This window comes from Streptomyces sp. NPDC048419 (assembly GCF_043200415.1).
GTDB lineage: Bacteria > Actinomycetota > Actinomycetes > Streptomycetales > Streptomycetaceae > Streptomyces.
Window position 1 is genome coordinate 139,154 of record NZ_JBICXT010000004.1, and the last position, 26,032, is coordinate 165,185.

22 protein-coding genes and 1 pseudogene are annotated in these 26,032 nt (G+C 70.9%); 9 read left to right on the plus strand and 14 right to left on the minus strand.

The annotated features are described in order from the left end of the window. Positions 1–14: 14 nt before the first annotated feature. The gene (locus ACGFYN_RS10900) at positions 15–1,463 is read right to left on the minus strand and encodes a hydrolase (RefSeq protein WP_393865457.1); all 1,449 of its coding nucleotides are present in this window, start codon (positions 1,461–1,463) and stop codon (positions 15–17) included. A 299-nt stretch (positions 1,464–1,762) separates the two neighbouring features. Here ACGFYN_RS10900 and ACGFYN_RS10905 point away from each other — a divergent pair, with 299 nt between their 5' ends. Further along, positions 1,763–2,026 (plus strand): GlsB/YeaQ/YmgE family stress response membrane protein, encoded by a 264-nt coding sequence (locus ACGFYN_RS10905; RefSeq protein WP_393865458.1) that lies wholly within the window; start codon positions 1,763–1,765, stop codon positions 2,024–2,026. 166 nt (positions 2,027–2,192) lie between these two features. Here ACGFYN_RS10905 and ACGFYN_RS10910 read toward each other — a convergent pair whose 3' ends face one another. Beyond that, positions 2,193–3,113 (minus strand): NAD-dependent epimerase/dehydratase family protein, encoded by a 921-nt coding sequence (locus ACGFYN_RS10910; protein ID WP_393865459.1) that lies wholly within the window; start codon positions 3,111–3,113, stop codon positions 2,193–2,195. Between the two features lie 57 nt (positions 3,114–3,170). Next, positions 3,171–4,131: pseudogene (locus ACGFYN_RS10915) on the minus strand (NAD-dependent epimerase/dehydratase family protein). A gap of 132 nt (positions 4,132–4,263) precedes the next feature. Here ACGFYN_RS10915 and ACGFYN_RS10920 point away from each other — a divergent pair. Then, the gene (locus ACGFYN_RS10920; RefSeq protein ID WP_393865460.1) at positions 4,264–4,965 is read left to right on the plus strand and encodes a TetR/AcrR family transcriptional regulator; all 702 of its coding nucleotides are present in this window, start codon (positions 4,264–4,266) and stop codon (positions 4,963–4,965) included. Between the two features lie 26 nt (positions 4,966–4,991). On the opposite strand, the gene ACGFYN_RS10925 is transcribed toward ACGFYN_RS10920, so the two are convergent. Then, entirely contained in the window at positions 4,992–5,768 is a 777-nt protein-coding gene (locus tag ACGFYN_RS10925; protein WP_393865461.1) for a GNAT family N-acetyltransferase, read from the minus strand. Between the two features lie 125 nt (positions 5,769–5,893). After that, entirely contained in the window at positions 5,894–6,565 is a 672-nt protein-coding gene (locus ACGFYN_RS10930; protein ID WP_393865462.1) for a chaplin, read from the minus strand. 298 nt (positions 6,566–6,863) lie between these two features. Between ACGFYN_RS10930 and ACGFYN_RS10935 the strand changes: the two genes are divergently transcribed. Beyond that, on the plus strand, positions 6,864–8,444 hold the full coding sequence (locus tag ACGFYN_RS10935; RefSeq protein ID WP_393865463.1) for an alpha/beta hydrolase: 1,581 nt from the start codon (positions 6,864–6,866) through the stop codon (positions 8,442–8,444). A 12-nt stretch (positions 8,445–8,456) separates the two neighbouring features. On the opposite strand, the gene ACGFYN_RS10940 is transcribed toward ACGFYN_RS10935, so the two are convergent. Beyond that, positions 8,457–8,882, minus strand: a complete 426-nt coding sequence (locus ACGFYN_RS10940) for a MarR family winged helix-turn-helix transcriptional regulator (protein WP_393865464.1) — start codon at positions 8,880–8,882, stop codon at positions 8,457–8,459. 82 nt (positions 8,883–8,964) lie between these two features. Here ACGFYN_RS10940 and ACGFYN_RS10945 point away from each other — a divergent pair, with 82 nt between their 5' ends. Then, positions 8,965–9,387: a PaaI family thioesterase gene (locus ACGFYN_RS10945; RefSeq protein ID WP_393865809.1), complete on the plus strand. Its 423-nt coding sequence runs from the start codon at positions 8,965–8,967 to the stop codon at positions 9,385–9,387. A gap of 50 nt (positions 9,388–9,437) precedes the next feature. On the opposite strand, the gene ACGFYN_RS10950 is transcribed toward ACGFYN_RS10945, so the two are convergent. Then, positions 9,438–10,694: an arginine deiminase gene (locus tag ACGFYN_RS10950; protein ID WP_393865465.1), complete on the minus strand. Its 1,257-nt coding sequence runs from the start codon at positions 10,692–10,694 to the stop codon at positions 9,438–9,440. A 26-nt stretch (positions 10,695–10,720) separates the two neighbouring features. Beyond that, positions 10,721–12,148 carry a basic amino acid/polyamine antiporter gene (locus ACGFYN_RS10955; RefSeq protein ID WP_393865466.1) on the minus strand — a complete coding sequence of 476 codons (1,428 nt, stop codon included), beginning with the start codon at positions 12,146–12,148 and terminating at the stop codon, positions 10,721–10,723. A gap of 150 nt (positions 12,149–12,298) precedes the next feature. Between ACGFYN_RS10955 and ACGFYN_RS10960 the strand changes: the two genes are divergently transcribed. After that, complete coding sequence (locus ACGFYN_RS10960) at positions 12,299–13,396, plus strand: chemotaxis protein (protein WP_393865467.1); 1,098 nt, start codon at positions 12,299–12,301, stop codon at positions 13,394–13,396. 1 nt (position 13,397) lies between these two features. On the opposite strand, the gene ACGFYN_RS10965 is transcribed toward ACGFYN_RS10960, so the two are convergent. Next, the gene (locus tag ACGFYN_RS10965) at positions 13,398–13,811 is read right to left on the minus strand and encodes an SsgA family sporulation/cell division regulator (protein WP_393865468.1); all 414 of its coding nucleotides are present in this window, start codon (positions 13,809–13,811) and stop codon (positions 13,398–13,400) included. Positions 13,812–14,137: 326 nt separating this feature from the next. On the opposite strand from ACGFYN_RS10965, the gene ACGFYN_RS10970 reads away from it, so the two are divergent. Next, the gene (locus ACGFYN_RS10970) at positions 14,138–15,553 is read left to right on the plus strand and encodes a PP2C family protein-serine/threonine phosphatase (protein WP_393865469.1); all 1,416 of its coding nucleotides are present in this window, start codon (positions 14,138–14,140) and stop codon (positions 15,551–15,553) included. A 60-nt stretch (positions 15,554–15,613) separates the two neighbouring features. On the opposite strand, the gene ACGFYN_RS10975 is transcribed toward ACGFYN_RS10970, so the two are convergent. Then, on the minus strand, positions 15,614–17,107 hold the full coding sequence (locus ACGFYN_RS10975; RefSeq protein WP_393865470.1) for a hypothetical protein: 1,494 nt from the start codon (positions 17,105–17,107) through the stop codon (positions 15,614–15,616). A 232-nt stretch (positions 17,108–17,339) separates the two neighbouring features. On the opposite strand from ACGFYN_RS10975, the gene ACGFYN_RS10980 reads away from it, so the two are divergent. The 3 genes from ACGFYN_RS10980 (at position 17,340) to ACGFYN_RS10990 (ending at position 22,127) form a co-directional block, all read left to right on the plus strand. Then, positions 17,340–18,482: an aminoglycoside phosphotransferase family protein gene (locus ACGFYN_RS10980; RefSeq protein ID WP_393865471.1), complete on the plus strand. Its 1,143-nt coding sequence runs from the start codon at positions 17,340–17,342 to the stop codon at positions 18,480–18,482. Positions 18,483–18,770: 288 nt separating this feature from the next. After that, positions 18,771–20,744 carry an N-acetylmuramoyl-L-alanine amidase gene (locus tag ACGFYN_RS10985; protein ID WP_393865472.1) on the plus strand — a complete coding sequence of 658 codons (1,974 nt, stop codon included), beginning with the start codon at positions 18,771–18,773 and terminating at the stop codon, positions 20,742–20,744. Between the two features lie 114 nt (positions 20,745–20,858). After that, positions 20,859–22,127: an NAD(P)/FAD-dependent oxidoreductase gene (locus tag ACGFYN_RS10990; protein ID WP_393865473.1), complete on the plus strand. Its 1,269-nt coding sequence runs from the start codon at positions 20,859–20,861 to the stop codon at positions 22,125–22,127. A gap of 61 nt (positions 22,128–22,188) precedes the next feature. On the opposite strand, the gene ACGFYN_RS10995 is transcribed toward ACGFYN_RS10990, so the two are convergent. Genes ACGFYN_RS10995 through ACGFYN_RS11010 form a run of 4 tightly spaced genes read right to left on the minus strand, consistent with a single transcriptional unit; the run spans position 22,189 to position 26,009 of the window. Further along, on the minus strand, positions 22,189–23,181 hold the full coding sequence (locus tag ACGFYN_RS10995; RefSeq protein ID WP_393865474.1) for an ABC transporter substrate-binding protein: 993 nt from the start codon (positions 23,179–23,181) through the stop codon (positions 22,189–22,191). A gap of 8 nt (positions 23,182–23,189) precedes the next feature. After that, positions 23,190–24,212, minus strand: coding sequence for an amidohydrolase family protein (locus ACGFYN_RS11000; RefSeq protein ID WP_393865475.1), 1,023 nt, complete (start codon positions 24,210–24,212; stop codon positions 23,190–23,192). Further along, the gene (locus tag ACGFYN_RS11005; RefSeq protein WP_393865476.1) at positions 24,202–24,897 is read right to left on the minus strand and encodes a 4-carboxy-4-hydroxy-2-oxoadipate aldolase/oxaloacetate decarboxylase; all 696 of its coding nucleotides are present in this window, start codon (positions 24,895–24,897) and stop codon (positions 24,202–24,204) included. Before ACGFYN_RS11005 ends, ACGFYN_RS11000 begins: the two co-directional genes overlap by 11 nt. Next, positions 24,894–26,009, minus strand: a complete 1,116-nt coding sequence (locus ACGFYN_RS11010) for a zinc-binding dehydrogenase (RefSeq protein WP_393865477.1) — start codon at positions 26,007–26,009, stop codon at positions 24,894–24,896. Before ACGFYN_RS11010 ends, ACGFYN_RS11005 begins: the two co-directional genes overlap by 4 nt. Positions 26,010–26,032: the final 23 nt, after the last annotated feature.

Here is a 26,032-nt window from a genome sequence, read left to right on the forward strand (position 1 = left end):
GGGCCCCACAGGTGTCAACCGACGTTCAGAGCCGTGTCGTCGACGACGAACGACGTCTGGAGGGTGGAGCCCTCGGTGCCGGTGAACTTCAGGGTGACGGTCTGGCCGGCGTAACCGGCCAGGCTGAAGCTGCGCTGGGTGTAGCCGCCGGCGGCGTTGAGGTTGGAGTAGGTGGCCAGGGTGCTCAGCACGGTGCCGGAGCTGTTGACGACCTGCACCTTCAGGGTGTCGTAGGCCGTGCTGGTGGTGGTCTCCGCCGTGTCGATGTGGAGGTAGAAGCTCAATGCGGCGGTGGTGCAGGCGGACGGGATGGTCACCGGCTGGGAGAGGGTGTCGGTGGTGGCCTTCCCGTAGCCGTCGAGCCAGGCGTAGTGCGAGCCCGAACGGGCCGACTCACCGGTGGAGTTGGTGATGACGCCGCTGGAGGCGCTCCAGGTGGCGCTGCCCGACTCGAAGCCGCTGTTGCCGAGCAGCTGGGCGGCCGTGCAGGTGCCGCCGCCACCGCCGCCTCCCCCTCCGCTCGTGCCGTCGCCCGCGAGCCAGGCGGTGGCGTTGAGGGCGAGGGCGGCGTTGGTGGCGCCGGTGTCGTTCCAGCCGTCGTAGAGCGTGTTGCCGGACTGGCCCGTGCCGTCGTCGATGGGCGAGCTGTCGCCCCAGAAGGCGACGCGGCCGCTGCCGAAGGTGCTGGTGAGGAAGAACGCGCCGGTGTTCCCGGAGTAACCGCTGCGGTACACCAGGCCCTTGACGGAGGAGTTGTCGGACGGCTTGAGGGTGGCCGTCGTACCGTCGGCGATCAGGCTCTTGGTGACGGTGCCGAAGGAGCCGTGCAGGACGGGGTCGCCGCTGTCGCTGATCGCGGCCGGGTAGCCGGAGCTGACGTCCAGCGTGTCGATGGAGAAGCCGAACGGGTCGGTGGAGTCGACGCTGTTGTTGCTCATCAAGTCGTTGAGGATCTCGACCGCGTCCTCACCGTCGTTGTTGCGGTCGGCGCCGGTGTGGTCGGAGATCATGAACAGTCCGCCGCCGTTCTTGACGAAGTTCATGATCGCCGTCTTCTCGGCGGTGGTGAAGAGGGTGTTGGGCTCCGGGAGCACCAGCGTGTCGAAGTTCGACAGGTCGGTGGACGAGGAACCGCCGTAGGTCAGGGCGCTGGTGGCGGTCTTGAGGCTGTAGTCGCCCGTCTTCTGCAGGGCGACGCCCCAGGACGACAGCGCGCCGGTCCAGTCCGTCTCGGCGGACGGGGAGGAGTCCTGTCCGAGCGGGTCGGGCTTGCTGGTGGAGATGATCCAGTCGGCGTTGCCGGCCTCTTCGGCGTGGCCGTCGTCGAACAGGATCCGGTGGGGGGTGGCCGCGTGGGCCGGGGCGGCCGTGACCGCGGCCTGGGCGGCGACACCCGCGGCGACCAGGCCCAACGCGGCCAGGGCGGTGGTGAGTCTGTGGCGGGATCGGGCGAGTCCGAGCATCCGGCGTACCTCCGTGTGGGGTTGGGGAAGAGCGGGGGCCGTGCCGTGCGAAGCCGGACCTACGCGCGTAGAGACAGCATGTCTGCGCGCGTAGATGTTCAGCCGTACGGCTGCGGTGCGGCGGAACGGTTGAACCGTACATGGCATGAGTGGGCCTGAACAGGCGTCACCTGCCCCACCGGCCGGAGATTGACCGGGCGTTGACCCCTGGTTGAACCCCGAGGTTGAAACCGAACGGACTGTCCGCGCCCCCAGCGGGCATCTGCATAGTGCGGGGGCCTTGACAAAGAGGGGCGGAGATGGAGATCTCAGGCATCATCAGTGCGATCGTGATCGGCATCGTCATCGGTGTGCTGGGCCGGCTCGTCGTCCCGGGACGGCAGCACATCGGCATTCTGCTGACGATCCTCGTCGGTATCGTGGCCGCGCTGATCGGATCGGCGCTCGCCAACGCGTTCGGCGTGGCCGACACCAAGGGCATCGACTGGATCGAGTGGCTCATCCAGATCGGCCTCGCCGCGCTCGGCGTCGCCGCACTGGACCGCTCGAGGGCACATCGCTGACAACACGGCAACCCTCACGGCAACTCCGCTGCCTTACCAGCGGTTTCGGCCGGGCGGGGCGCGAGAGCGCCTGGTACGACCCCGTCGGGTGACGGCTGGCGGGAGAGCCCGGCAAATGGACCCGCCGACCCGGCTTCCCCCAGCGGTCGGCGGGTCCACTGTGCCGTCAACGCCGGGCCGCCAGGGCTGCGAGACCCTCGCGGCAGGAGCCGTAGCGCGGCGTCCAGCCCAGTTCCCGCTCGGCCTTCGCCGACGACACCCGCATGCGCGACGTCAGGATCGTGTGCACGTACGGCATCGGACGGGTGAGCCACAGGGGCACTGTCACGGGCTTCGGCACCCCGAACTCCTGGGCGACGCACAGGACATGGGCCCGGAATCCGTACGGGGTCCGGTCCGTGATGTTGTACGCCTGGCCGGGCCGGCCACGTTCCACCGCGGCGGCCGTAGCCCTCCCCGCGTCGGTGAGTTCGGTCCACGGGAGGACCCGGCCGTGGTCGCCGGGGAGGGGCAGCTGCCGCTTGCGCAGCATGGGCAGGATCGCGTCGGTGCCGCCGGGGCCGTAGAACAGGCCGAAGCGGAGTGCGATGCCCTCCAACCCGGCGGCCTCGAAGGTCAGTTGCTCCTTGGTGCGCATGCCCTCGATGTGCTTCTCCAGCTCGGCCGTGGTGCCGCGGGGGCCGTAGGCGTCCTCCTCGGTGAGCACGTGGTCGCCGAAGTCGCCGTAGCCGTAGCCGAAGACCATCGACTCCGACACGAAGCGACGGGCGCCGGTGGCGCGGGCGGCCTCGATCAGGTGGGCTGTGCCCTCGACACGCAGCGCATCGGTGCCGTGCATGTCGCGGTGGCGCATGGGTGGCTTGCGCAGGGCGGTCGCGGCGTGGATGACGGTGTCGAAGTGCTGTCCGTCGACTGCCCTCAGCAGGGCGTCGCGGTCCATGAGGTCGGCCCGGACGCCGTTGGCCGCGCCCCGGCCGAGGCCGGTGACCTTGTGGCCGGCTTCGGTCAGGGCGCGGGTGATGTGCCCCCCGAGGACGCCGCTCGCGCCGGCGAGGAGGATGCTCTGGTTGCTCTGGTTCGTCGTCATGACCCTGCGACGGATCGGGCGGCTTCGGATGTGACATCCGGGCGCGGGTGACGGCTGTCACCTCTGCGCGAGCCACTCCCCGTACCAGGCCAGGGTGTCGTCCAGGGTCCGGCCCAGCGGCGTCGGTGCCACGCCGAAGGTCCGCTCGAACGCCGAGGAGTCCATGGTCTGGGGTTCGGTGTGCTGATAGAACATCTCCGCGTACTCGGCCATGAACTGCTCGTCGAACGGGCCCACGGGCTTGGGCTCCGCCAGGACAGGCGACGTTCAGGGGCTTGCCGACCCGCTCCTCGATCATCCGGTGGATCTCTCGGGTGCTGACGGTCGCCGCCGTCGGCAGGTGCCAGACGCGGCCGTCACCCTCCGGGCGCTCGCCGAGCGTGGCCAGACCGGCGGCCACGTCCTCGATGTTGGTGTAGCTGTGCGGCAGGTCTATGTCGCCGAAGCCCAGCACCTCGCCGCCGGTGAGGGCACCGGGGAACACGGTCGCTCCGAGGGTGGAGTTGAGCACGCCGGGGCCGACGAAGTCGGCGGAGCGCCCGAGGGCGACCCGAGCGCGGCCCTCGCGGTGGGCCGCGAGGTACTTCTCGTCGAGGTCGGCGCGCATCCGGCCCTTGCGGCTGGTCGCCTTCCACGGGGAGTCCTCCGTCATGACCGCTCCCCCGGTCTCGCCGTACGGGTACAGGGTGTCGAGCACCACCAGGCGGGCACCGACGGCCTCGACCGCACCGAGAACCGCCTCCTGGATCCGGGGCATCACCTCGACCTGGAGGTGATAGCCGACGTTGACGCAGTGGTACACGACGTCGGCGCCCGCGACGGCGGCGCGGGCGCCTTCCGCCGTGCTGACGTCGGCGGCGAACCGCTCGATGCCGGCCAGATCCGGCCCGTCGGCCTTGCGGTCGACCAGGCGCACGGAGTGACCCCTGCGCACCAGCTCCTTGGCGAGGGCGGTGCCGGCGGGGCCCGAGCCGAGGACGGTGTGCCGGGCGGAGGTGTGTGCGGTGGTGCCGGTCATGATGGACTCCCCTGATTCGTTACGATGCCTCGCTTCTGTTAGAGACAGTAACTCTTTCGATGAGGGCTAGCAAGCGCTGGGTATCCGATCCATCGTTAAGGTGTGTCACCAGAACCGGAGAGGAGGCCGTCCGTGGCCGGCACCGCACAGAGCCCCAGGGCGCGCTACCGCGAGCAGACGCGCGCGGAGATCAAGGACATCGCGCTGCGGCAGCTCGCCGAGGGCGGTACGGCGGCCGTCGCGCTGACCCGGATCGCCAAGGAGGTCGGACTGTCCGGACCGGCGCTCTACCGCTACTTCGACAGCCGCGACGCCCTGCTCACGGACCTGATCCGCGACGCCTACGCCGACCTGGCGACAGCGGTTACGGCCGCCGCGGACGGACTCCCCCAGGACACGTCACCGAGGGCCAGGGCGCAGGCACTTGGGGGCGCCTGCCGGGAGTGGGCCGTCGCCCAGCCGCACCGCTACCTGCTCATCGAGGGCACACCGGTACCGGGGTACACCGCGCCCCCCGACACGCTGGACAGCGCGCGGGCGGTGCTCGGGCCGTTCCTCGCCGTGTTCGAGAGCGCCGAGCCGTCGGCGGCGCTGCGGCCCGTGGTCGGCCAGATGACGGCGTGGGCGAAGACGGACGCGGCCGTGGCGCAGTGGGCGCAGGGGTCCGGCGAATCGGCGGGAGCCGCACTGGCCGGCGCCGTGCTCGCCTGGTCCCAGATGCACGGGGCGATCGGCCTGGAGGTGTCGGGCCAGTTCGAGGGGATGGGCCACGACGGCGGCACGCTGCTCAGAGCGCAGATCGACATGCTGGCGGACGCGCTCGGCCTGGACTGAGCCGCCCCCGGGGCGAGGGCCGCCCGCTACGCCCCGTACACGTACGGCGTCGTCGTACTGAGCGCCTCGAAGCCCAGGCGCTCCAGGATCGGGCGGCTCCGGCCGGAGGCGTCGACCTGGAGGTAGCGGTAGCCGCGGTCGAGTGCGGCGCGGGCGCGGTGGGCGACCAGGGCTCGGTAGATGCCGCGGCCGCGCCAGGGCTCGTCGGTGCCGCCGCCCCAGAGGCCGGCGAAGCGGGTGCCCGGCACGAGTTCCATGCGGGCCGCGCTCACGGGCACGTCGCCGGCCAGGGCGACGGTGGCGACGATCGTGTCCGGCTCCCGGGTGAGGCGGGCGAGCAGCTGCTCGCGCATCCGGGAGCCGTCGGTGCCGAACGCCTTCTCGTGCGCCTCCGCCACCAGGTCCACGCCCGCCGCGTCGATGACCGGCGCGAAGCGGATGCCCTCGGGCGGCTCGGCGTCGAGGTCGAGGTCCGCGACCTCGGCGATCATCAGCGTCTCCTCGGGCTCGGGCACGAAACCGGCGGCCCGGAGGCGCTGCCCCAGGTCCACGGGGCGGTCGTGCCCGTACAGCTTCCACTCGAACTCGCGGCCCGGACCGGAGAAGTACGCGATCTGCTCGGCGATCGCCGCGTCCGCGTCCGTCTCGTCCAGGCCGGACCAGACGACGCCGTTCCAGCCGTGCGCGGAGGAGACCTGGCGGACCACGTTCCCGGTCCGTTCGACGCGCGCGCCGGGGCCGTCGGGCTGCGCGCCTTCGCGCATGTCCCGGTCGAAGAGGGCGAGCACCGCGGCATGATCCATGCCTCACTCCAGCATCCGGAGGAGAGAGGGGCAAAAGGTTTTACGTGCCGCGTTCCGAGACGGACGGAAGGTCCCGTCGGGTGGCCAGCGGGAGCTTCCATCCGCCTCGGGGGAGGCGACGCAGGTCAGCGCGTGGACCGCCGCCTGATGCCCCGGTGAAGGGCCGCCCCACCGAGGATCAGGGCGGCGCTCGCCGCGGCCGCGGGCAGCGTCTGGTCGCTGCCGGTGTGCGCGAGAGTGACCTCTGCCTCCGGAGGAGCGGCGTGCTGGGCGGTCACCGGCCGCGGATGCGCCTTGACCGGGGTGCTGGGCGTCGGCGCCGGCTCGGTGCAGTGGTGGTGGCCCGAGGTGTTGGTGGAGCGGTTGCCGGTGGCCGCGTTGCCCACGCCGACCACGTTCGCGGTGTTCCCGCTGACGTTCACCGGGACGTGCACCGGCAGCTGGACGGTGTTGCCGGAGAGCACACCCGGCGAATCCTTTCCGCCGCCCTCCGCCGTGCTGCCGCCCGCCGTGGAGCCGTCCGCCGCGTGCCTGCCGCCCGCACTCCTGTTGGTGCAGCTGTTGCCCGCGGCCGGGTTGAGGAGCCCCACCACGTTCACGGTGTTCCCGCACACGTTCACCGGGACGTGCACCGGCAGCTGGACGGTGTTGCCGGAGATCACCCCGGGCGAGTCGGCGGCGGCACCGTCCGCGGAGGCCCCGCCGGCCGCGTAGGCCGAACTCACCGAACCCGCCAGAGCCATCGCGCCCGAGGCGGCGGCGACGGCGATCACACCGTTTCGGGTAACCCTTCTCATAGGTTCCCTGCCTTCCAGACATGGTCGCGGGCACGTACCCCGCGCCGGAGAAGCGGGCGTTGCCCGCACGGGTTAAAACGCGGGCGAACCATCCGGGTTATGGCTTATCGGTCTTTCACCCCATCGAGCGGCACGGTTATCGAACTAGCAGCAAAACTGCCCTACGTGCACGGACGGGTGCACAGGGTAGGGCACCTCGTGCCCTCCCGCTGGCCCGGAGGCGGGCCCCGCGACGGCCGCTTATCGTGATCGAGGGCGCTGCTGACCCGGTCCCCGGCGGGCGTCCCTGGAGGCATTCATGCTGGCCAAGTCGTCTACGCGGCCCGCTGTCGTCCGGCGCTGCGCCGCCACCGGAGCCACGGCTCTGGCCCTGGTCGGCGCGGGCCTGCCCGCGGCCGCCTCGAACGGCACCGGCCCCGACCTGACGCGCTTCTACGGGCAGAAGGTCACCTGGTCGACATGCGAGGGCGAGGACATGCCCAAGGACCTTCAGTGCGGCAAGGTCACCGTCCCCCTCGACTACGACCGGCCCACGTCCGGCACGCTCGACCTGGCCCTCGACCGCTACCGTTCGACAGGCAGGAAGCGCGGCTCGGTGGTGCTGAACTTCGGCGGCCCCGGCGCGGCGGGCGTGAGCGAACTCGCCGCAGGCGGCGACGACTTCATGGGCCTCACCAACAACTACGACGTGGTGTCCTTCGACCCGCGCGGGGTGGGCAGGTCCTCGCCGGTCAGCTGCGGGGACGGCACGTCCGGCACGTCGTCCGCGACCGACGAGAGCACGGAGACCAGCGATCCCAGGGCCCTGCTCACGCAGTTGAAGAAGGCGGCCGACGAGTGCGCGAAGCACTCGGGGCCGGTGCTCCCCCACATCGGCACGGTGAACTCCGCGCGCGACATGGACGTGATCCGCGCGGCGCTGGGCGACAAGAAGCTCAACTACCTGGGTTTCTCGTACGGAACCCGGCTCGGCGCCGTCTACGCGGCCCAGTTCCCGAAGAAGGTGGGCCGGCTGGTCCTGGACGGGGTGGACACGCTGACCGAACCGATGTCCCAGCAGGGGGTCGCGGGCGCCGAGGGTCAGCAGACGGCGCTGGACGACTTCGTCGACTGGTGCGCCGAGGACATCGCCTGTCCGTTCGGGCAGGACGCGCGCGCCGCCCGGGAACAGGTCGTCCATCTCATCCACTCGCTCGACCAGGACCCGGTGCCGACGGACTTCGGCCAGGAGTTCACCGGGCAGGACCTCGTCGGCGCCATCAGCCAGGCGCTCTACAGCAAGCAGTTGTGGCCCTCGCTGGAGCGGGCGATCGCCGAACTCGTCGAGGACGGCGACACCCGCGGGGTCATGGGCTTCGAGACCGGCGGTGCCGGCCTGCCCGTCCGGCAGCACAGGAACGGCGGTCTGGTCGACGAGAACGACGTGCCGCTCGACAACCTGCCGGCGGCTCTGATGGCGATCAACTGCGCGGACGATCCCGACCGCCCCAGCGCCGGCCGGATCGTCGGCGAACTCGGCAAGCTGCGCGCCGAGTACGATCAGGCCTCACCGGTCTTCGGCCGCTACCGCCTCACCGAACTCCTGATGTGCTACGGCCGCCCCAAGGGCACCGACTACATCCGCAAGGACGTGCGGGACGTGCACACCCCGAAGATGCTGCTCGTCGGCACCCGCGGCGACCCGGCGACGCCGTACCGGTGGACCGTGGAGACCGCGAAGCGGCTCGGCTCCTCCGCCGTGGTGCTCGACAACAAGGGCGAAGGACACACCGGTTACGCCTCCTCCAAGTGCGTGCACGAGAAGGTCGACTCCTTCCTGCTCTACGGAACCCTGCCGCCGACCGGCAGTTCGTGCGGGCCGGAGGACGAGGATCAGTGACGCCGGGGCGTCTCACATCTCCCAGAAGGCGAGTTGGTGCAGCGCCCCCGCCGTCCGTACGAACCCGTCGTCCCCGAGCAGCTCCCGCAGCTCCGCGTTGAAGCGATCGACCTCCGGTTGCGCGGCACGCAGGGCGGCAGCTCCCACTTCGGTCAACTCCAGCACGACGGCCCGGTGTTCACGGGGATGGGGCTGCTTCAGCAGCAGGTCCGCCGCGGTGAGCCGGCCGACGAGGGCGGTGACGGCGGATTCCCTGAGGCCGAGGGTGCGGGCGAGCTCCTGCTGGGTGATCCCGGGCCGGTCCTGTACGGCGAACAGCGCGCCGAGCTGGGCGGTGGTCACCCCGGCGGCGGCCAGGCAGCGTCGGTCGACCGTGGTGCGCAGCCGGTGCGCCGCCCGCTGGAGCAGGAAGAAGAGACGCTGATCAGGCTCGGACATGGGCCGATGTTGACAGACGGCACCGGCTCGCGCCACCCTCACTTCACTGATGAAGTGAGGTGGAGGGAACGTGAGCGGGACGATGGATCTGGAGCTGGCACGAAAGGTCCTCGCGGAACAGCCCTTCAGCAGGCTGCTGGGCGCCCGGGTGACGGCGTTCGGCGACGGCGAGGCCACGCTCGAACTGGACATCCGTGAGGAGCTGCTCCAGCAGTACGGCTTCGTCCACGGCGGGGTCCTCTCCTACGCGGCCGACAACACGCTGACCCTGGCGGCGGGGACCGTCGTCGGGGCGGGGCTGATCACGTCCGGCTTCACCATCGACTACCTGCGCCCCGCGACGGGCGCGGTCCTGCGCGCGCACGGCCAGGTGGTACGGGCGGGCCGGACCCGTGTCGTCACACGCTGCGACGTGACCACCATCGGTGCCGACGGTGCGCAGACGCTGTGCGCCGTGGCGCAGGGCAACATCGCGGTGATCGAACCCGCCGGTGAGAAACGCTAGTTGAGCACGCCGGTTGAACATGTGCCGCCGGTTGAACATGTGCCGCCGGTTCAGAAGGTGACGGGGTCCCGCACGATCGGGCAGGTCATGCAGTGCCCACCACCACGGCCGCGACCCAGCTCCGCGCCGACGATGGTGATCACCTCGATGCCGGCCTTGCGCAGCAGTGTGTTGGTCTGGGTGTTGCGGTCGTAGGTGAACACGACGCCGGGCTCCAGGGCCACCGCGTTGTTGCCACTGTCCCACTGCTGGCGCTCGGAGGCGTACACGTCGCCGCCGGTCTCGACGATCCGCAGCCCGGACAGGCCGAGGGCCTTGGCGACCACGTCGACGAAGGGCCTCGACCCCTCGTCCGTGATGTCGAGGCCGGGTGCCTTGTCGCCGGGCCGCAGGGAGAAGGTGTGGACGCCGTCCATGATGGACGGGTACAGCGTCACCAGGTCGCGGTCGGCGAAGGTGAACACGGTGTCGAGGTGCATCGCGGAGCGCAGCTTCGGCATGCCGGCGACGATGACGTGCTCGGCGGCGCCGCCCGCGAACAGCGCCCTGGCGACCTGGGTGATGGCCTGGCGTGAGGTGCGCTCGCTCATGCCCATCAGGACGACGCCGTTGCCGACCGGCATGATGTCGCCGCCCTCGAACGTCGCCTGTCCCCAGTCGAGTTCGGGGTCGCCCCACCACACGGTGGAGCCCGTGTAGTCGGGGTGGAAGGAGTAGACGGCCTTCATCAGCAGGGTCTCGTGGTGGCGAGCCGGCCAGTACAGCGGGTTGAGGGTGAGGCCGCCGTAGAGCCAGCAGGTGGTGTCGCGGGTGTAGAGGGTGTTCGGCAGCGGTGGCATCAGGTATTCGCGTACGCCCGTCGACTCGCGGGCGAGCGCCACGTATCCGGTGCGGTACTCGTCCGGCAGGTCGCCGGTGGCCATGCCGCCGATCAGGTACCTGGCCAGCCGGTCGGGTTCGAGGGAGTCGAGGTAGGCGCGAGTGGCGTCGACGAGGCCGATGCCGACCTCGTTGGCGACGATCTTGCGGTCCAGCAGCCAGTCCCGGGCGCCCGGCACCGCCATGGTCTGGGCGAGCAGTTCGTGCAACTCGACGACCTCGACGTCGCGTTCACGCAGTTCGCCGACGAAGTCGGCGTGGTCGCGCTGGGCGTTCTCCACCCACATGACGTCGTCGAAGAGCAGGTCGTCGGAGTTGGTGGGGGTGAGCCTGCGGTGGGCGAGCCCGGGGGCGCAGACCAGCACCTTGCGCAGCCTGCCCACCTCGGAGTGGACGCCGTACCCGGGACGGGAATCTTGACTGGTCACGGTGGACCCTTCCGAAGAGCGGGCGGTCAGAGGTGGATCCAGCCCAGCGCCAGCGCGACGACGCCCAGCACGGCACCGGCGACCGAGACGGCGAGGACGACGAGTTCGCGCGGCGAGAACAGCCGCCGGCCCTGTTCCCTGCGGGCCATCACGAACAGGACGGTGGCGGGGGCGTAGACGATGAAGGAGACGAGGACGAACTTGAAGCCGGCCGCGTAGACGAGGAACGCGGTGTAGACCGTGGCGAGTGCGGCCACCACCAGCTCGCGGGTGCCCGCCCGGTCCCCGGCCAGCGCGATCCGTGCGGCGAAGGCGGCGGCGAGCAGGAACGGGATCAGGGTCAGTGCGCTGGTGAGGTCGAGCGCGAAGTTGAAGGCGTCGTCCGAGAACAGGGTGACGATCAGGAAGACCTGGCTGAGCAGCGTGGACATCACCAGTGCGGGCACGGGCACGTCGGCCGCCGTGGAGCGCCTGAGGAAGCGCGGCATGTCGTCGTCCTTGGCGGCGACGAACAGCACTTCGGCGGCCATCAGCGTCCAGGCGAGGTAGGCGCCGAGCACGGAGACGATCAGGCCGACGCTGACGAAGACCTCGCCCCAGGTGCCGACCGCGTGCTCCAGGACGCCCGCCATGGACGGCTGGCGCAGGTCGGCGATCTCGCCCATGGGCATCAGGCCGTAGCTGACGATCGTCACCGAGGCGAAGACGGCGAAGACGCTGAGGAAACCCAGGATGGTGGCCCGGCCGACGTCCTCGCGGCGTCTGGCGTGCCGGGAGTAGACGCTGGCCCCCTCGACGCCCAGGAACACGAAGACGGTGGCCAGCATCGTGCCCCGGACCTGCTGGAACAGCGAGCCCGCGTAGTCGGCGCCGCCGAAGTTCTCGGCGAAGACGTGGGGTTTGAGATAGAAGAGCGCGAGGATGACGAAGAAGACGATGGGGACGACCTTGGCCACCGTGACGATCCGGTTGATCGCCGCGGCCTCCTTGACCCCCCGGCTGATGAGCCAGAAGAACAGCCACAGGCCGGCCGAGGAGAGGACCACCGAGAGCACGGTGTCGCCGTCGCCGAGCGCGGGCGCGATCGCGCCGATCGTCGACATGATGAGCACCCAGTACGTCACATTGCCGACGCAGGCACTGGCCCAGTAGCCGAACGCCGAGAAGAAGCCGAGGTATTCGCCGAACCCCGCTTTGGCGTAGGCGTACACCCCCGCGTTGAGGTCGGGCTTGCGCACCGCGAGCGTCTGGAAGACGAAGGCCAGCATCAGCATGCCGGTGCCGGCCACCGCCCACGCGACGAGGGCGCCGGCGACGCCCGTCTCCTGGGCGAACCGGCTCGGCAGGGAGAAGACACCGGCACCGACCATCGACCCGACCACCATCATGGTGAGGGTCGGCAGGGAGAGTTTGGCGGCCGGTGCGGCCTGGGTTTCCTTCTCGACCTGCGTCATACGACGTCCTGCGAGGTTCGGGCATCGCGGCGACCGGCGATGCGGAGAGCGCCGTCCGAGGACGCGAGCGACGTTAGCAGCGAATTGACCCGGTTGCCCGGTGCGCCCGCTCCTGATGCCTGATCGGCGAAACGGTCCTATCGTGCTGATATGGAGCACGACCTGAGTCCCTCAACCCTGTCCGAGCTCCGGCGCCCGCGCGCCTATCCGGCCGTGTCCGTGCTGACGCCGACACACCGCCGGGAGCCCGAGAACACCCAGGATCCGGTCCGGCTGCGCAATGTGGTGGCCGAGGCCAAGAAGCAGCTGGAGGCCGATCCCGCCGTGAGCCGGGAGCGGCGTCTGGACGTGGTCCGCCAACTCGACCAGGCTCTGAGGGAGGTGGATCTGGCGCACGCCGAGGACGGTCTGGCCATCTTCGCCGCCCCTGGTGAGCACCAGGTGTGGTCGCTCGCGCGTACCGTCCCGGAGCGCGTGGTCCTCTCCGACACCTTCCTGACCCGCAACCTCGTCTCCGCGCACGCCGCGGAACGGCCGTTCTGGGTGCTGTCGGTCTCCGCCGACCGGGTCACGCTGTGGAGCGGCGGGCCGGATCGCGTCACGGAGGAGCACAGCGGCGGCTTCCCCCTCACCCGGCACCTGGAGAACTTCGACGTCGAGCGCAAGGAGCGGATCGGCGACGTGCCGAGCACCTTCCGCGACGAGGACACCCGCCACTTCCTGCGCGACGCCGACGCCGCGATGGGCATGGTCCTGCGCGAGACGCCCCGGCCGCTCTACGTCACCGGCGAGCCGGCCGCCCTGTCCCTGCTGGACGAGGTGGGCAGCATCACCAAGGAGGCGGTGCACGTGCCGCACGGCGGTCTCTCGCACGGCACTCCCGACGCCGTGTGGCAGGCGATGGGTCCGACCCTCGCCGCCGAGGCCCGCCGGAACACCGACGCCGTGGCGCGGGAGCTCGAATCGGCCCGCGGTCACAAGGCGTTCGCGGCCGGAGTCGACGAGGTCTGGCAGAGCGCCCGCGAGGGCCGCGTACGGCTGCTCGCGGTCGAGGAGAACTACCGCCTGACGGTGCGCGACGCCCTCGGCGACCACCTGGTGCCGGCCGAGCGGGGCGATCTCGACGCCCGCGAGGACATCGTGGACGAGATCGTCGAACAGTGTCTGGAGACGGGCGCCGACGTCCGCTTCGTACCGGACGGGATGCTGGGGGACGCCTCCGGCATCGCGGGCATCCTGCGGTACTAACTCACACGTTGCCGAACAGCGCGCTCAGGCCCTGCTCGACGGACGCGCCGATGTCCTCCTGCCCGGCCGGCACCGCCGCGTACGTGCGCAGCAGGAACCGGCGCAGGGCAGGGGTGTCGAAGCGGAGCAGGGCCATGCCGTAGGGCGAGTGGAGTTCCATCACCGTGCGGTCCGGGCCGCACGGCCACAGGTGCACGTCGCCGGCGCCGGCCGGGCCGCGCAGCCCCTCGTCCAGCAGCGTCCGGCCGAAGGTCCAGGTGACTTCCGTGCCGTCCAGGGAGACCTCGGGCGGGAAGTCGAGATGCACGGCCAGCGGATCCGTGGAGACGTACCGCAGCGTCACGGGAACGGGAAACTGCTGCTCGTCGGCGGTGATCAGACGGCCGCGGGCTGGCTGCTCGAGGGTGATGTCCATGATCGGTCTCCACTGCGGTCGTCAGGTCGGCAGGATTGCCGTGTTCTTGTACGAGCCCGCAGACGGCGTCTGCATTACATGGAAGCGCTTCCCACTTTGTGTGATCTGCGTCACTCATCAGAGCCCACTTGGCGCCGTAGAACACGCGGCCGACGAACGCGCGCACGAGCACGCGCCGGGTCCAGGAAGACGGTGGCATATGCCAAATGCACCACCGTATCGTGTGTTGCCAAATCCCTTACAGCGCGTCGCGGGCTGTGCAAGAGTCGTAACCGGTCCCCAGATCCGTCAGTCCCGGTCGCACCCTCCCCGCCTCGGAGTGCTTCATGCCGTCCCACCTCTCCGCGGATCGCTCAGCCGCCCAGCCCCCAGGACGCGGCTCGGTCGAAGCGTTGATATCGCAGGCGCGGCGGCTCAAGGGTGACGTGGACGCCGTACGGCGGGACGCACACCGCGACGGTTCGGACCCCCAGGAACGCTGGCAGCGCGCACTGTACGACCTGGCGCTGCACCAACTCGCCGACCTGGACGCCCACTTGGGGCAGCTGCGGGACGGCCCCGCGCCGCTGCCGCCGGCTGCGGAGACCAAGTCCGCGCCGGTCGCCCCGCGGCCCGGCTCCTTACTCAGCCGCGTCGGCAGCGCCGAGTGGAACCTGCTGACGGACGAGGCGAGTTGGTCGGGGGAGCTGTACCAGATCCTGGGCCGTGATCCCGCCACTCCCCCGCTCAGTCTCGACGAACTGCCGTCGGTGGTGGTCGACGAGGACCGCGCCATGCTGACGGCGATGGTCACGGACTGCCTCATCGACGCGCGGCACATCGACGGTGAGTTCCGCATCGTGCGCCCGGACGGCGAGGTGCGCGCGGTGCACATCATGGGCGAGCCCGTGCTCGACACCGACGGCAGCACCTCCTCGATGTGGGCCGTGCTGCGTGACGTCAGTGAACTGCGCCGCAGCCAGAAGGCGGTGAGCGAGACCCGTGACTCGCTCCAGCGCCACGAGCACCGCGCGCAGACCGAGCACCGGCTCGCGACCGAGCTGCAGGAGGCCGTGCTGCCGCCCTGGCGTGGCTTACTGCGGCTCCCGCACCAAGGACCCGAGACACTCGATCTGGCGGCGCACTGTCTTCCGTCGTCGACCAGCGCCCTGATCGGCGGCGACTGGTACGACGCACTCGAACTGCCCGACGGCCAGACCCTGTTGAGCGTCGGGGACCTCACCGGACACGGTGTCGCCGTCGCCTCGGGCATGGCGACGCTGCTGGGCGCGGTGCGGGGCATGGCGATGGCGGGCACCGAGCCCGGGCAGCTGATGTCCTGGCTGAACCAGTTACTCGACGCCACCGTCCAGCCGGCCCTCGGCAGCGCCGTCTGCTGCCGCTACCACCCCGGAACCCGCACCCTGACCTGGGCACAAGCCGGACACCCCGCCCCGCTGCTGTTCCGCGGAGGGACGGGGCGCAGGCTGCCCACACCGGGCGGCGTCCTCCTCGGAGCAACCTCCGGAGCCTCCTACGAGCAGGCCGAAGAGACCCTCGAGCCGGGCGATCTGCTTCTGCTGCACACCGACGGGCTGGTGCCCGCGCACAACGTCGCACAGACCGTGAACCGCCTCCTCGACCTGGCTCCCCACTTCGGCAGGGTCCGGACCGCGCAGGAGTGCGTAAGGATCGTCGTCAAGGAGTTCGGCGAGACCGAACGCGAGGACGACGCGTGCGTACTGGTCGCCAAGGTGGTGTGAACCGCCGCCGGGCGGCACGCCGACCGGGCGAGATGAATCGGCTACAGCTGCACGGACCCCCTATGCCCGTGCACTGTTGCCGCTCTTCGCCGCCGACCTGGGCAGCGACAGCTTGATCTCCTCCCGCAGCTCGTGGATCTTCGGGTAGCTGGAGAACTCCGCGGTGAGCCGGTACATCTGGCGCAGCCGGTCCCAGGTGCGATGGGAGGAGTTGGTCCCCATCGACATCAGGGCCAGGCGCGCGTACCGGTCCGCCTGTTCGGGGTCGTCTGCGATGAAGCAGGCGGAGGCCATGGACAGGAAGTCGAAGATCTTCGACCGCTGCCGTCCGTCGACCCGCAGGGCCAAGGCCTTCTCCGCGTAGTGCTGGGCGTGCGCGGCCGCTCCCGGCTCGTGCTCGGCCAGCGTGCGGTAGGCCAGGGCCTGCATGCCGTACAGGTCCTCCTCCTTGAACATCTGCATCCAGCTCGGCGGGGGCACATCACCCTTGTCGGAGACGAAGAGGTCCTCCGCCCGGCCGAGGGTGCGGCGCATCGCCTGCCCCTTGCCCATGGAGGCCTGCGCCCAGGCCTCGATGGTGTAGAGCATCGCCCTGGTGCGCGGCAGCACCTCTTCGCCGGAACCCGACTGGGCGAGCTTCATCAGGTCGAGCGCGTCGTCGGGCCGGCCGAGGTGCACCATCTGGCGAGCCGCTCTGGAGAGCGCCTCCCCGGCGCGCGGCCGGTCACCGCCCTCCCGGGCCGCGTGGGCGGCGATGACGAAGTACTTCTGGGCCGTGGGTTCCAGGCCGACGTCGTGCGACATCCAGCCCGCGAGGACGGCGAGGTTGGCGGCGACGCCCCACAGGCGCCGCTGGAGATGGTCGGGGTGCCGGTAGGCGAGCATGCCGCCCACCTCGTTGAGCTGGCCCACGACCGCCTTGCGCTGCAGCCCGCCGCCGCGGGCCGCGTCCCAGGCCCGGAACACCTCCACGGAGCGCTCCAGTTCCTCGATCTCCTGCGACCCGATGGGGGCGGCCTCGAAGCGGTCGAACCCAGCGGGGTCGGCGTGCAGGGGATTGTCGTAGTCGGGAGCGTCGGCGGAGAGTGTCGGATCGGTGTGCAGCCAGTCGTGCATGGCGCTGCTGAGTGCGGATCCTGCGGTGAGTGCGACACCCGCACCCACCAAGCCGCGTCGGTTGAGCATGAGGTCCATTCCCGTGAATTCGGTGAGGACCGCCGCAGTCCGCTCGGGCGCCCACGGCACACCGTCGGGATGTTCAGCACTCCCGGCGTCCTGCCGTTTCCCCACACGCCCGTGCCGGACCAGACCGAGGTCCTCGATGGTCACGACACGGCCGAGACGCTCGGTGAACAGCGCCGCCAGCACCCTCGGCACCGGATCGCGCGGGATCTCCCCCGTGTCGATCCACCGCCGTACCCGAGAGGTGTCGGTCGACAGCTGGGGGTGGCCCATGGCCGCCGCCTGCCGGTTGACCAGCCTCGCGAGTTCACCCTTGGACCAGCCGGCCAGGCCGAACAGGTCCGCAAGGCGGGTGTTGGGTTGTCCGCTCACGTCAAGCCCCCAGGTTCTCGGCTGAGTTGACAGTAGCCCGGTGCAAGTTGCCGGGCGACTATTCGCCAGGGTTCGCCAGGGTCCGCCAGATGGTGTGCCACTGGTCCACGGGTGTCAGGTAGGAACGCGCCACCCCGACCCGGTTGCCGAGGGGCATTCCCCAGGGTGCACCCGAGGGTCCGGGCCGGGCAGCGCAATGTCTCGCAGGCACACGAAGGGATCTGTTTCGCCCATGTACGCAGCATCGTCCTCCGTGTCCGCCCCGCCCCGGTCGCTGCGCCCCCGCCCGGCCGGCAGCGGCCCCTACCTCGACCCCGGAGCCCGTCCCGCGGCCCCCGCGCTCGGCACCGGCCGGCCGCGGCGCGCGGCAGGGACCGGCACCCAACCGCTCAGCGGGAGACTCGACTTGTCCGGCCCCCAGGGCGCCCAGCTGCGTACGGCGATCGCGTCGGTGCACCGGATCTGCCCGGAGTTCGCTCCGGTCCAGGTGCTGCGCCGCAGTGGCCGCTCCGTGCTCCTGGTCGGCACGACCGGGCGCAGCACGGCCGTCGCCAAGTGTTTACTGGACCAATCCCCCGCGTGGGCCGAGCGGATCCGCCACGAAATAGCTGCCTACCGCTCGTTCGTCCGGCACCGCCCGCCCGTGCGGGTGCCGAGGCTGATCGCGGCGGACCCGGACAACTGCACACTGGTCATCGAGCGGATGCCGGGACGGGTGGCGGCGCTGCAGCGGCACCCGGCCGAGGCCCCGCCCCGCGCCGACATCAGCATGGCGCTCGGTGCGATCTGCCGGCTGAACGCGTGGCGGCCGCCGGCCGGCACCTTCGACGCCCCGCTCGACTACGCGGCCCGTATCTCCCGCTACCACGAGCTGGGTCTGCTCACCGACCGCGACATGGGCGACCTGCAGAAGCTGGTGCACGGCATCGCGCATTCGGCGGGCCGGCAGGGCATGGGCCAGTTCTGCCACGGCGACGCCCTGCTCTCGAACATCCTGCTCTCACCGGCCGGTCCAGTGCTGGTGGACTGGGAGCACGCGGGCTGGTACCTGCCGGGCTACGACCTGGCCACGCTGTGGTCGGTGCTCGGGGACGCGCCGGTGGCCCGCCGTCAGATCAGCCAGATCGCGCAGTCGGCGGGCCCGGCCTCGCGGGACGCGTTCCTGGTGAACCTGATGCTGGTGCTCACGCGTGAGATCCGCACCTACGAGACGGCCGTGCAGCGTTCGATGCACGACACGACCGCGGCGGCACCGGGCACGGCCCACCCGGGTGCTGCGCCGTCCGGCGAGGAACAGCGGCTGCTGCTCAGGCGGCTGCACGACGACTGCCAGCTGGCCCGCCGGGCCGTGCGCGCGGCGGTCGGCACTCGCTGACGGGGGGCGAAGGTCCGCGGTGCGCCCGGAGGGAGCGCACCGCGGGCCTTTCGTATGCGCGGACCGCTCGGCAACCTCCGGCAAAAACTTTCGCAAGGGGCCATTGGTGTACGCCACTGACGCCCCGCAGGCCCACATGTCGCCGCCGCGAAACTCCTCCATCCTCGTGTTGACATGGGAAATCTTCTGTCTCTGGGCATGATTGACGGATCGTCGGCCAGCCGGTACCACTGACCCACCGCCCGGCCCTGCAAGCCCCGCCACGCTCGTTCGTCCCAGGAGGCTGCATTGCGAGGATCCGCCACCGACCCCACGTCCGCATCCGGCCACAGACGCGCCCGCAGAACCGTCGGCGCCCTCGCGACGGCGGCCCTGCTGCTGCCGCTGCTCGGCGCCGCCCCGTCCGACGCCCAGCCGTCCGCCGCGAACCGGCTCCAGTCGGCGTTCGACTCCGCCTCCGCCAAGTACCACGTGCCGCAGAGCGTGCTGCTGGGCGTCTCGTATCTGCAGTCCCGCTGGGACACGCACGCGGGCGCGCCGAGCGTGAGCGGCGGCTACGGCCCGATGCACCTCACCGACGCCCGCACCGCGCTCGCCGCCTCCTCGCACCACAGCGAGGGCACGGAGGACGCCCGCGGCGACTCGGCGCGCGCCGCCCTGCACCCGGACACGAAGGTGCCGAAGAACTCCCAACTCCCGGCCCGGCTCAAGACGTTGCCGAAGGCGGCGGGCCTGACCGGGTTGAGCGACGAGCAGCTGCGTACCGACCCCGCGGCGAACGTGGCGGGCGGTGCCGCGCTGCTGGCCGCCGCGCAGAAAGGTCTCGGCGAGCCGCTGAGCGCGAACCCAGCGGACTGGTACGGCGCGGTGGCCCGCTTCTCGGGCGCCGACGACACGGCCACGGCGGCGGCGTACGCCAACGACGTCTACGACGTGATCCGCACCGGCGAGGAGCGCGTCACGGACGCGGGCCAGCAGGTCGCCCTGGCCGCCCGGCCGGGTCTCACCCCCGACACCGCGCAGCTCAAGGAGACCGGCCTGCGCACGGTCTCGGACGCGGGCACCGAATGCCCGAAGTCGGTGTCCTGCGAGTGGATCCCGGCGCCGTACGCGCAGTTCGGGGACAACGACTACGGCAACCACGACCTGGGCGACCGCCCGGCGTCGCAGAGCATCAAGTACATCGTCATCCATGACACCGAGGGCGCCTGGGACGGCGTGCTCAATCTGATCCAGGACCCGACCTATGTGTCGTGGAACTACACCCTGCGCTCCACCGACGGGCTCATCGCCCAGCATGTGAAGGCCAAGGACGTGGCCTGGCACGCGGGCAACTGGTACGTCAACGCCAAGTCGATCGGCCTGGAGCACGAGGGCTTCCTCGTCTCGCCGGACGCCTGGTACACGGAGGCGATGTACCGCTCCTCGGCGCGGCTGGTGAGGTATCTCGCCGCGAAGTACGGCATCCCGCTGGACCGGCAGCACATCCTCGGCCACGAGAACGTGCCGGGACCGACGACCTCGACCATCCCCGGCATGCACACCGACCCCGGCCCGTACTGGGACTGGCGGCACTACTTCGACCTGCTGGGCCACCCCTTCAAGCGCACCGCAGGCAAGAGCGGCGGAGTGGTCACGATCCTGCCGGACTACGCGTCCAACCAGCCGGAGTACACCGGCTGCGTCACCAAGGACCAGCCCTGCGCGGCGCACGGCAGCAGTGAGGTGCGGCTCTACTCCGACCACGACGAGAGCTCGCCCCTGATCAAGGACGTCGGTCTGCACGGCACCGGCGCCTCGACGATCGACGTCAACGACGTGGCCTCGCGGGTCTCCACCGGCCAGCAGTACGCGGTCGCCGGTCGCCACGGCGGCTGGACGGCGATCTGGTACCTCGGCCAGAAGGCGTGGTTCAAGAACCCGAGGAAGGACCCGAACGCGGTGAACGCGTCCGGCTTCGTGGTGACACCCAAGCCCGGCGTGGACAGCGTCCCGGTGTACGGGCGCGCCTACCCGGAGGCGTCGGCCTATCCGGCGGGGGTGCCCGTCCAGTCGGTGTCCCCGCTGCCGTACACCCTGCCCAAGGGGCAGAAGTACGTGGTCGGTGACGTGATGCCGGGCGAGTACTACTACGCGGTCACCTTCACCACCGACTCGCACAAGGTGGTGCGGGGCAAGGACCTCTACTACGAGATCCAGTACGGCCACCGCGTCGAGTGGGTGCGCGCGGCGGACGTGACAGTGATGCCGTCGAAGGGCTAGCCGAAACAGTCGAGTGCGGGCCGGGAACCGAGGCGTTCGCGGCCCGCACTTCTGTTTACCCTCCCCCTTGGTATAATGGTATGACATTAGCCAGTGATCGAGAGGGGTCACGCAATGACGGGCGGAACGCTCATCGTCGGCGCCAGCCAGGCCGGACTCCAACTGGCCGTCTCCCTTCGGCAGTTGGGAGACACGGCGCCGATCACACTCGTGGGCGAGGAGAGCCATGCACCCTATCAGCGGCCGCCCCTGTCCAAGGAGTTCCTGGCCGGCCGGACGGACGTCGAGTCACTGGCGTTCCGGGCCCCCGCCTACTACGCCGACGCGGGCATCGACCTCGTCAGCGGGGAGCGCGTCACCGGGATCGCCCTCGACGCCTCGGGCCGGCCGGGCTCCGGAACAGCGCGGACGGCCGGCGGGCGCGCGCTGCCCTTCGACCGGCTGGCCCTCACCGTCGGCGCCGGGCCCCGGCGGCTCGACGTCCCCGGGTCCGGACTCGACGGCATCTGCTCGCTGCGCGACCGCGACGACGCCGCCGAACTGCGCACCCGGCTCGCCTCCGCCTCCCGGGTCGTGGTCGTCGGCGGCGGGTTCATCGGGCTGGAGGCGGCCGCCGTGGCCCGTGACCAGGGCAAGGACGTCACCGTGGTGGAGGCGGCGGACCGGTTGATCGCACGCGCGGTCGCGCCGGTGGTCTCCGAGTTCTATCTCCAGGCTCATCGGCGGCGCGGCAGCCGGGTGCTGCTGTCGACCGGTGTCACCGGCTTCGACGGCGTCGACGGGCGGGTGAGCGCGGTGCGGCTGGCCGACGGCAGGGCGCTGCCCGCCGACCTGGTGCTGGTCGGGGTCGGCGTCGTCCCCCGCACCGAACTCGCCGAGCAGCTGGGCCTTGAGTGCGAGGGCGGCATCGTCGTCGACGCCTGCGCCCGCACCAGCAATCCCCACGTCGTCGCCGCCGGGGACTGCACGGCCCAGCCGCATCCGCTCACCGGAGTGGGCCGCGTGCGGCTGGAGTCGGTGCAGAACGCCGTGGCGCAGGCGACGGCCGCCGCCGCCACAATGCTCGGCAGGCCCGTGCCGAACCCCCCGGTGCCCTGGTTCTGGTCGTACCAGGGCGATCTGAAGCTCCAGATCGCCGGGCTGTCGAGCGGGTACGACGAGTACGTGGTGCGGGGCGAGCCGGCCGACGAACGCTTCTCGGTCCTGTACTACCGCCGGGGTGAACTGCTGGCGGCCGACGCGGTGAACAACCCCGCCGACTACATGGCGGTCCGCAAGGCCCTCACCGACGGACGGACCGTCCCGGCCGCGCCGGCGGCCGACGCCGGGACGCCGCTCAAGACCCTGCTCACCGCCCGTGCCGACGCGGTGACCTCGGCCTGAACACGACTCCGGCCGGCGGGAGGGGCGCGATGCCCTCCCGCCGGCCTTTCGCGTCGGCGCGTCAGATCACGGCTGCTTCCAGCGACTCGGGGGCGAACAGCTCCTCGGGCTCCCACCGCCGCGCCGACAGCCCCTGCTCGTGGTGGTAGCGCAGGAACGTCGACAGGGTCTCGCGGTTTCCCTCGACCCCGTAGGACCAGTAGTCCCGGCCCATCAGGGACCGCGCCTCCTCCAGCTGGGGGGTCAGCCAGGGCAGCATGAAGCGCAGGGCCGAGGTGTCGTAGAGGCTCTCGTACGCGGCCTCCTTGGCCGCCAGGAGCGCCTTGTACAGGGACTGCGCGACCCAGCGGTGGCGGTCGTAGACGTCGCGGCGGATCACCACGACGTGCATGACCGGGAAGATGCCGGTCGCCGCGTAGTACTCCTTCTCTGCGGCGACGACGTCCGGGAACACCCGGCGCACGCGCGGGTCCCCGGCGACGAACGGGCTCGGTACGCGGGGCGTGCACAGCGCGTCGATCTCGCCCTCCGCGAGCATGTGCGCCAGGGTGCGGTCCTCGGGGATGCGGCTGATGCGCAGCGAGTCCGGCAGGTCGACGCCCGCCTTCTCGATGCGGCCCGGGGTCTCCTGGCCGCCGGTGAGGTAGCTGACCGAGTCGAAGGGCACGTCGTGCCGGTCGCCGAGGATGCCGCGCATCCACACGCAGGCGGTCAGCTGGTACTCGGGGGTGCCGATCCGCTTGCCGCGCAGGTCCTCGGGGGTGGCGATGCCGGAGTCGGCGTGGCAGTACAGGGCGCCGTGGCGGAACATGCGCGAGGTGAAGACCGGCAGGGCCACGAAGGGTGACGGATCGGCGCGCAGGGACACCACGTACGAGGACAGGGACATCTCCGCCACCTCGAACTCCTGGTGGCGCATCATCCGGAAGAAGGTCTCCTCCACGGGCAGCCGCAGATACGTCAGCTCGATGCCGTCGGGGCGGACCGTGCCCTCTTCGAGGGCGCGTGTGCGGTCGTAGTCGCCGCAGGCGAAGGTGAGGGGGAGCCGTGCCATGGGTGGAGTTACCTGCCTTCCGCCGTGAGTCGTGCGTCCAGGCGCGGGTACACGCGCCGTGCGTTGGCCTCGAAGACCTGGTGCCGCTGTGTGTCGGTGAGGCCGGCCCGGTCGACGTACTGCTTGGTGTCGTCCCAGGCGATCCCGGTGTCCGGGTCGACCCCGCGGACCGCGCCCAGCATCTCCGAGGCGAACAGGATGTTGTCCGCGCCGACTACCCGTTGCAGGAGATCGATACCCGGCTGGTGGTACACGCAGGTGTCGAAGAAGACGTTGTCCATGAGGTGCCTGGCCGGGTCGGGACGGCCCATCCGGACCGCCAGTCCGCGGTAGCGGCCCCAGTGGTACGGCACCGCGCCGCCGCCGTGCGGGATCACGAACTTGAGCGTGGGGAAGCGGGCGAACAGGTCGCCCTCGACGAACTGCATGAACGCGGAGGTGTCCGCGTTGAGGTAATGGGCGCCCAGTGTATGGAAGTTGGGGTTGCAGGACGTCGAGACATGGATCATCGCGGGCACGTCCAGCTCGGCCATCGTCTCGTACAGGGGGAACCAGTACGGGTCCGTCAGCGGCGGCGAGTTCCAGTGGCCGCCGGACGGGTCGGGGTTGAGGTTGCAGCCGACGAAGCCCAAGGTCTCCACGCAACGGCGCAGTTCGGCGACCGCGTCGCCGAGCGGGCCGCCGGCGGTCTGGGGCAACTGGCAGACGGCCGCGAAGTGCTCGGGGAACAGGCCGGTGACCCGGTGCACGAGGTCGTTGCTCGCGCGTGCCCAGTCGCGGGCGGTGGCCGCGTCCGGGACGTGGTGCTCCATGCCGGAGGCCTTGGGCGAGAAGAGCATGAGGTCGGCGCCGCGTTCCCGGAGCACCTTCAGCTGGTTGTTCCCGACGCTCTCCCGGAGCGCGTCGTCGCTGATGTCCGAGGGTTGCGGGGCCGGGAGCGAGGGGTCGGCGAGCCGGGCCAACTGGGCGTCGCGGAAAGCCTGGTGCTGTGGCGGGGCGGTCGTGTAGTGGCCGTGGATGTCAATGATCACCGGTCGGCTCCTGGTCGACGTAGGTCAGGCCCTTGCGGGCCAGTCGCTCGCGCATGTCGTTGATGTCCAGGCCCAGTTCGCCGCTCGCGTAGCGCTTGCGGACGCTCGCCTCCCGCTCCTCGCGGGCCCGGGACGCGGCGAGCACGGTGGCCGCCTCGAGCCGGGGCACCACCACCACGCCGTCGTCGTCGGCGACGATCACGTCACCGGGTGAGATCCATTGCCCGGCGCAGACGATCGGGGTGTTCACGTCGCCGAGGGTCTCCTTGACCGTGCCGAAGGCGCTGACGTGCCGCGCCCACACGGGGAAGCCCATCTCCCTGAGGCCGGCGACGTCGCGGCAGCCGGCGTCGATGACCAGGCCGCGCACACCGCGTGCGGCGACGGCCGTGGCGAGCAGATCGCCGAAGTAGCCCGCCTCGGAAGGGGAGGAGGGGGCCACGACGAGGACGTCGCCGTCGCGGCACTGCTCCACCGCGACATGGAGCATCCAGTTGTCGGCGGGCGGCACGCTGACGGTCACCGCGGTGCCGGCGATGCGCGCGCCCGGCCAGACGGGCCGTAGCGCGGGGTCGAGCAGGCCGGTGCGGGACCGGGCCTCGTGGACGGTGGCGACGCCGAACCCGGCGAGGGCGTCGACGGTGGCGCGGTCGGCACGCCGGGGGTTGCGGACGACGATGCTCATGCCGCCGCCCAGGGCAGCAGGGAGACGTGCACGGCGTCCTCGCCGCTCTCGCCGCCGACGGTGCGGATGGCACGGTCGGCCTCGGCGAGCGGGAAGCTGTGGGTGCTCAGCTTCTCCAGCGGGAATCGACCCGACGCGAGCTGTTCCAGGGCGAGTTCGCAGGCGCGGTAGCTGTGGCCGCGGGCGCTCTTGAGCGCGATGGACTTCTCGGTCAGCTTCTTCATGGGGAAGTCGGGGAAGGCGGCCAGCTCGCCCTGGGCGACCATGGTGCCCTCGCGCCGCTTGAGCGCGTCGATGCCGAGCAGGACGGGTGCGGTACCGGCGCCCGCGGTGCAGTCCAGGACCACGTCGACGCCACGGCCGCCGGTGATCTCCAGGATGCGGGCGAGCGCGTCCTGCTGCGTCACGTCGATGACGTGGTCGGCGCCCAGCTCCCGGGCCAGGGACAGACGGGCGGCGTCCTTGGTGGTGCCGGTGACGATGATGAGGGAGGCGCCCGCCTGCTTGCAGGCCACGACCTGGGACAGACCCTGCTGGCCGGGTCCCTGGATCAGGACGGTGGAGGCGTAGCCGACGCCCGCGGTGACCAGCGCCCACTCGATGCCGTTCGACAACGGCGTGACCAGGCCCGCGAGTTCGGCCGAGACGCCGTCCTGCACGCGGTGCGTCACCGAGTTCCACGGCAGGTAGAGGTACTGCGCGAAACCGCCCCACAGGTGGTACGGGTTGTCCGCCGAGGTGTAGCCGTAGCGGCGGGCGTCGGGATTGGTGCGCCAGTCGGTGGCCTCGCAGTGGCGGTACTCGCCCCGGTGGCACCACTCGCAGCGGAAGCAGCCGACGTAGTGCTCGACGAAGATGCGGTCGCCCTCGGCGAGGCCCTTGCGCTCGGTGAAGGTCCGGCCGGCCTTCGCGATCACGCCGACGTTCTCGTGGCCCATGATCACCGGGTCGGCGAAGGGCGGCTTGCCGTACATCTTCACGTCGGTGCCGCAGATCCCGGCGACCTCCACTTTCAGCAGGGCTCCGTCGTCGGGTATGTCCGGCATCGGGAACTCCCGCAGTTCGGTCCGGCCGGGTGCGGTTCGCACGGCCGCCAGTACCTGTTCCGCCATGACGTCGTCTCCTCACGTTCGGG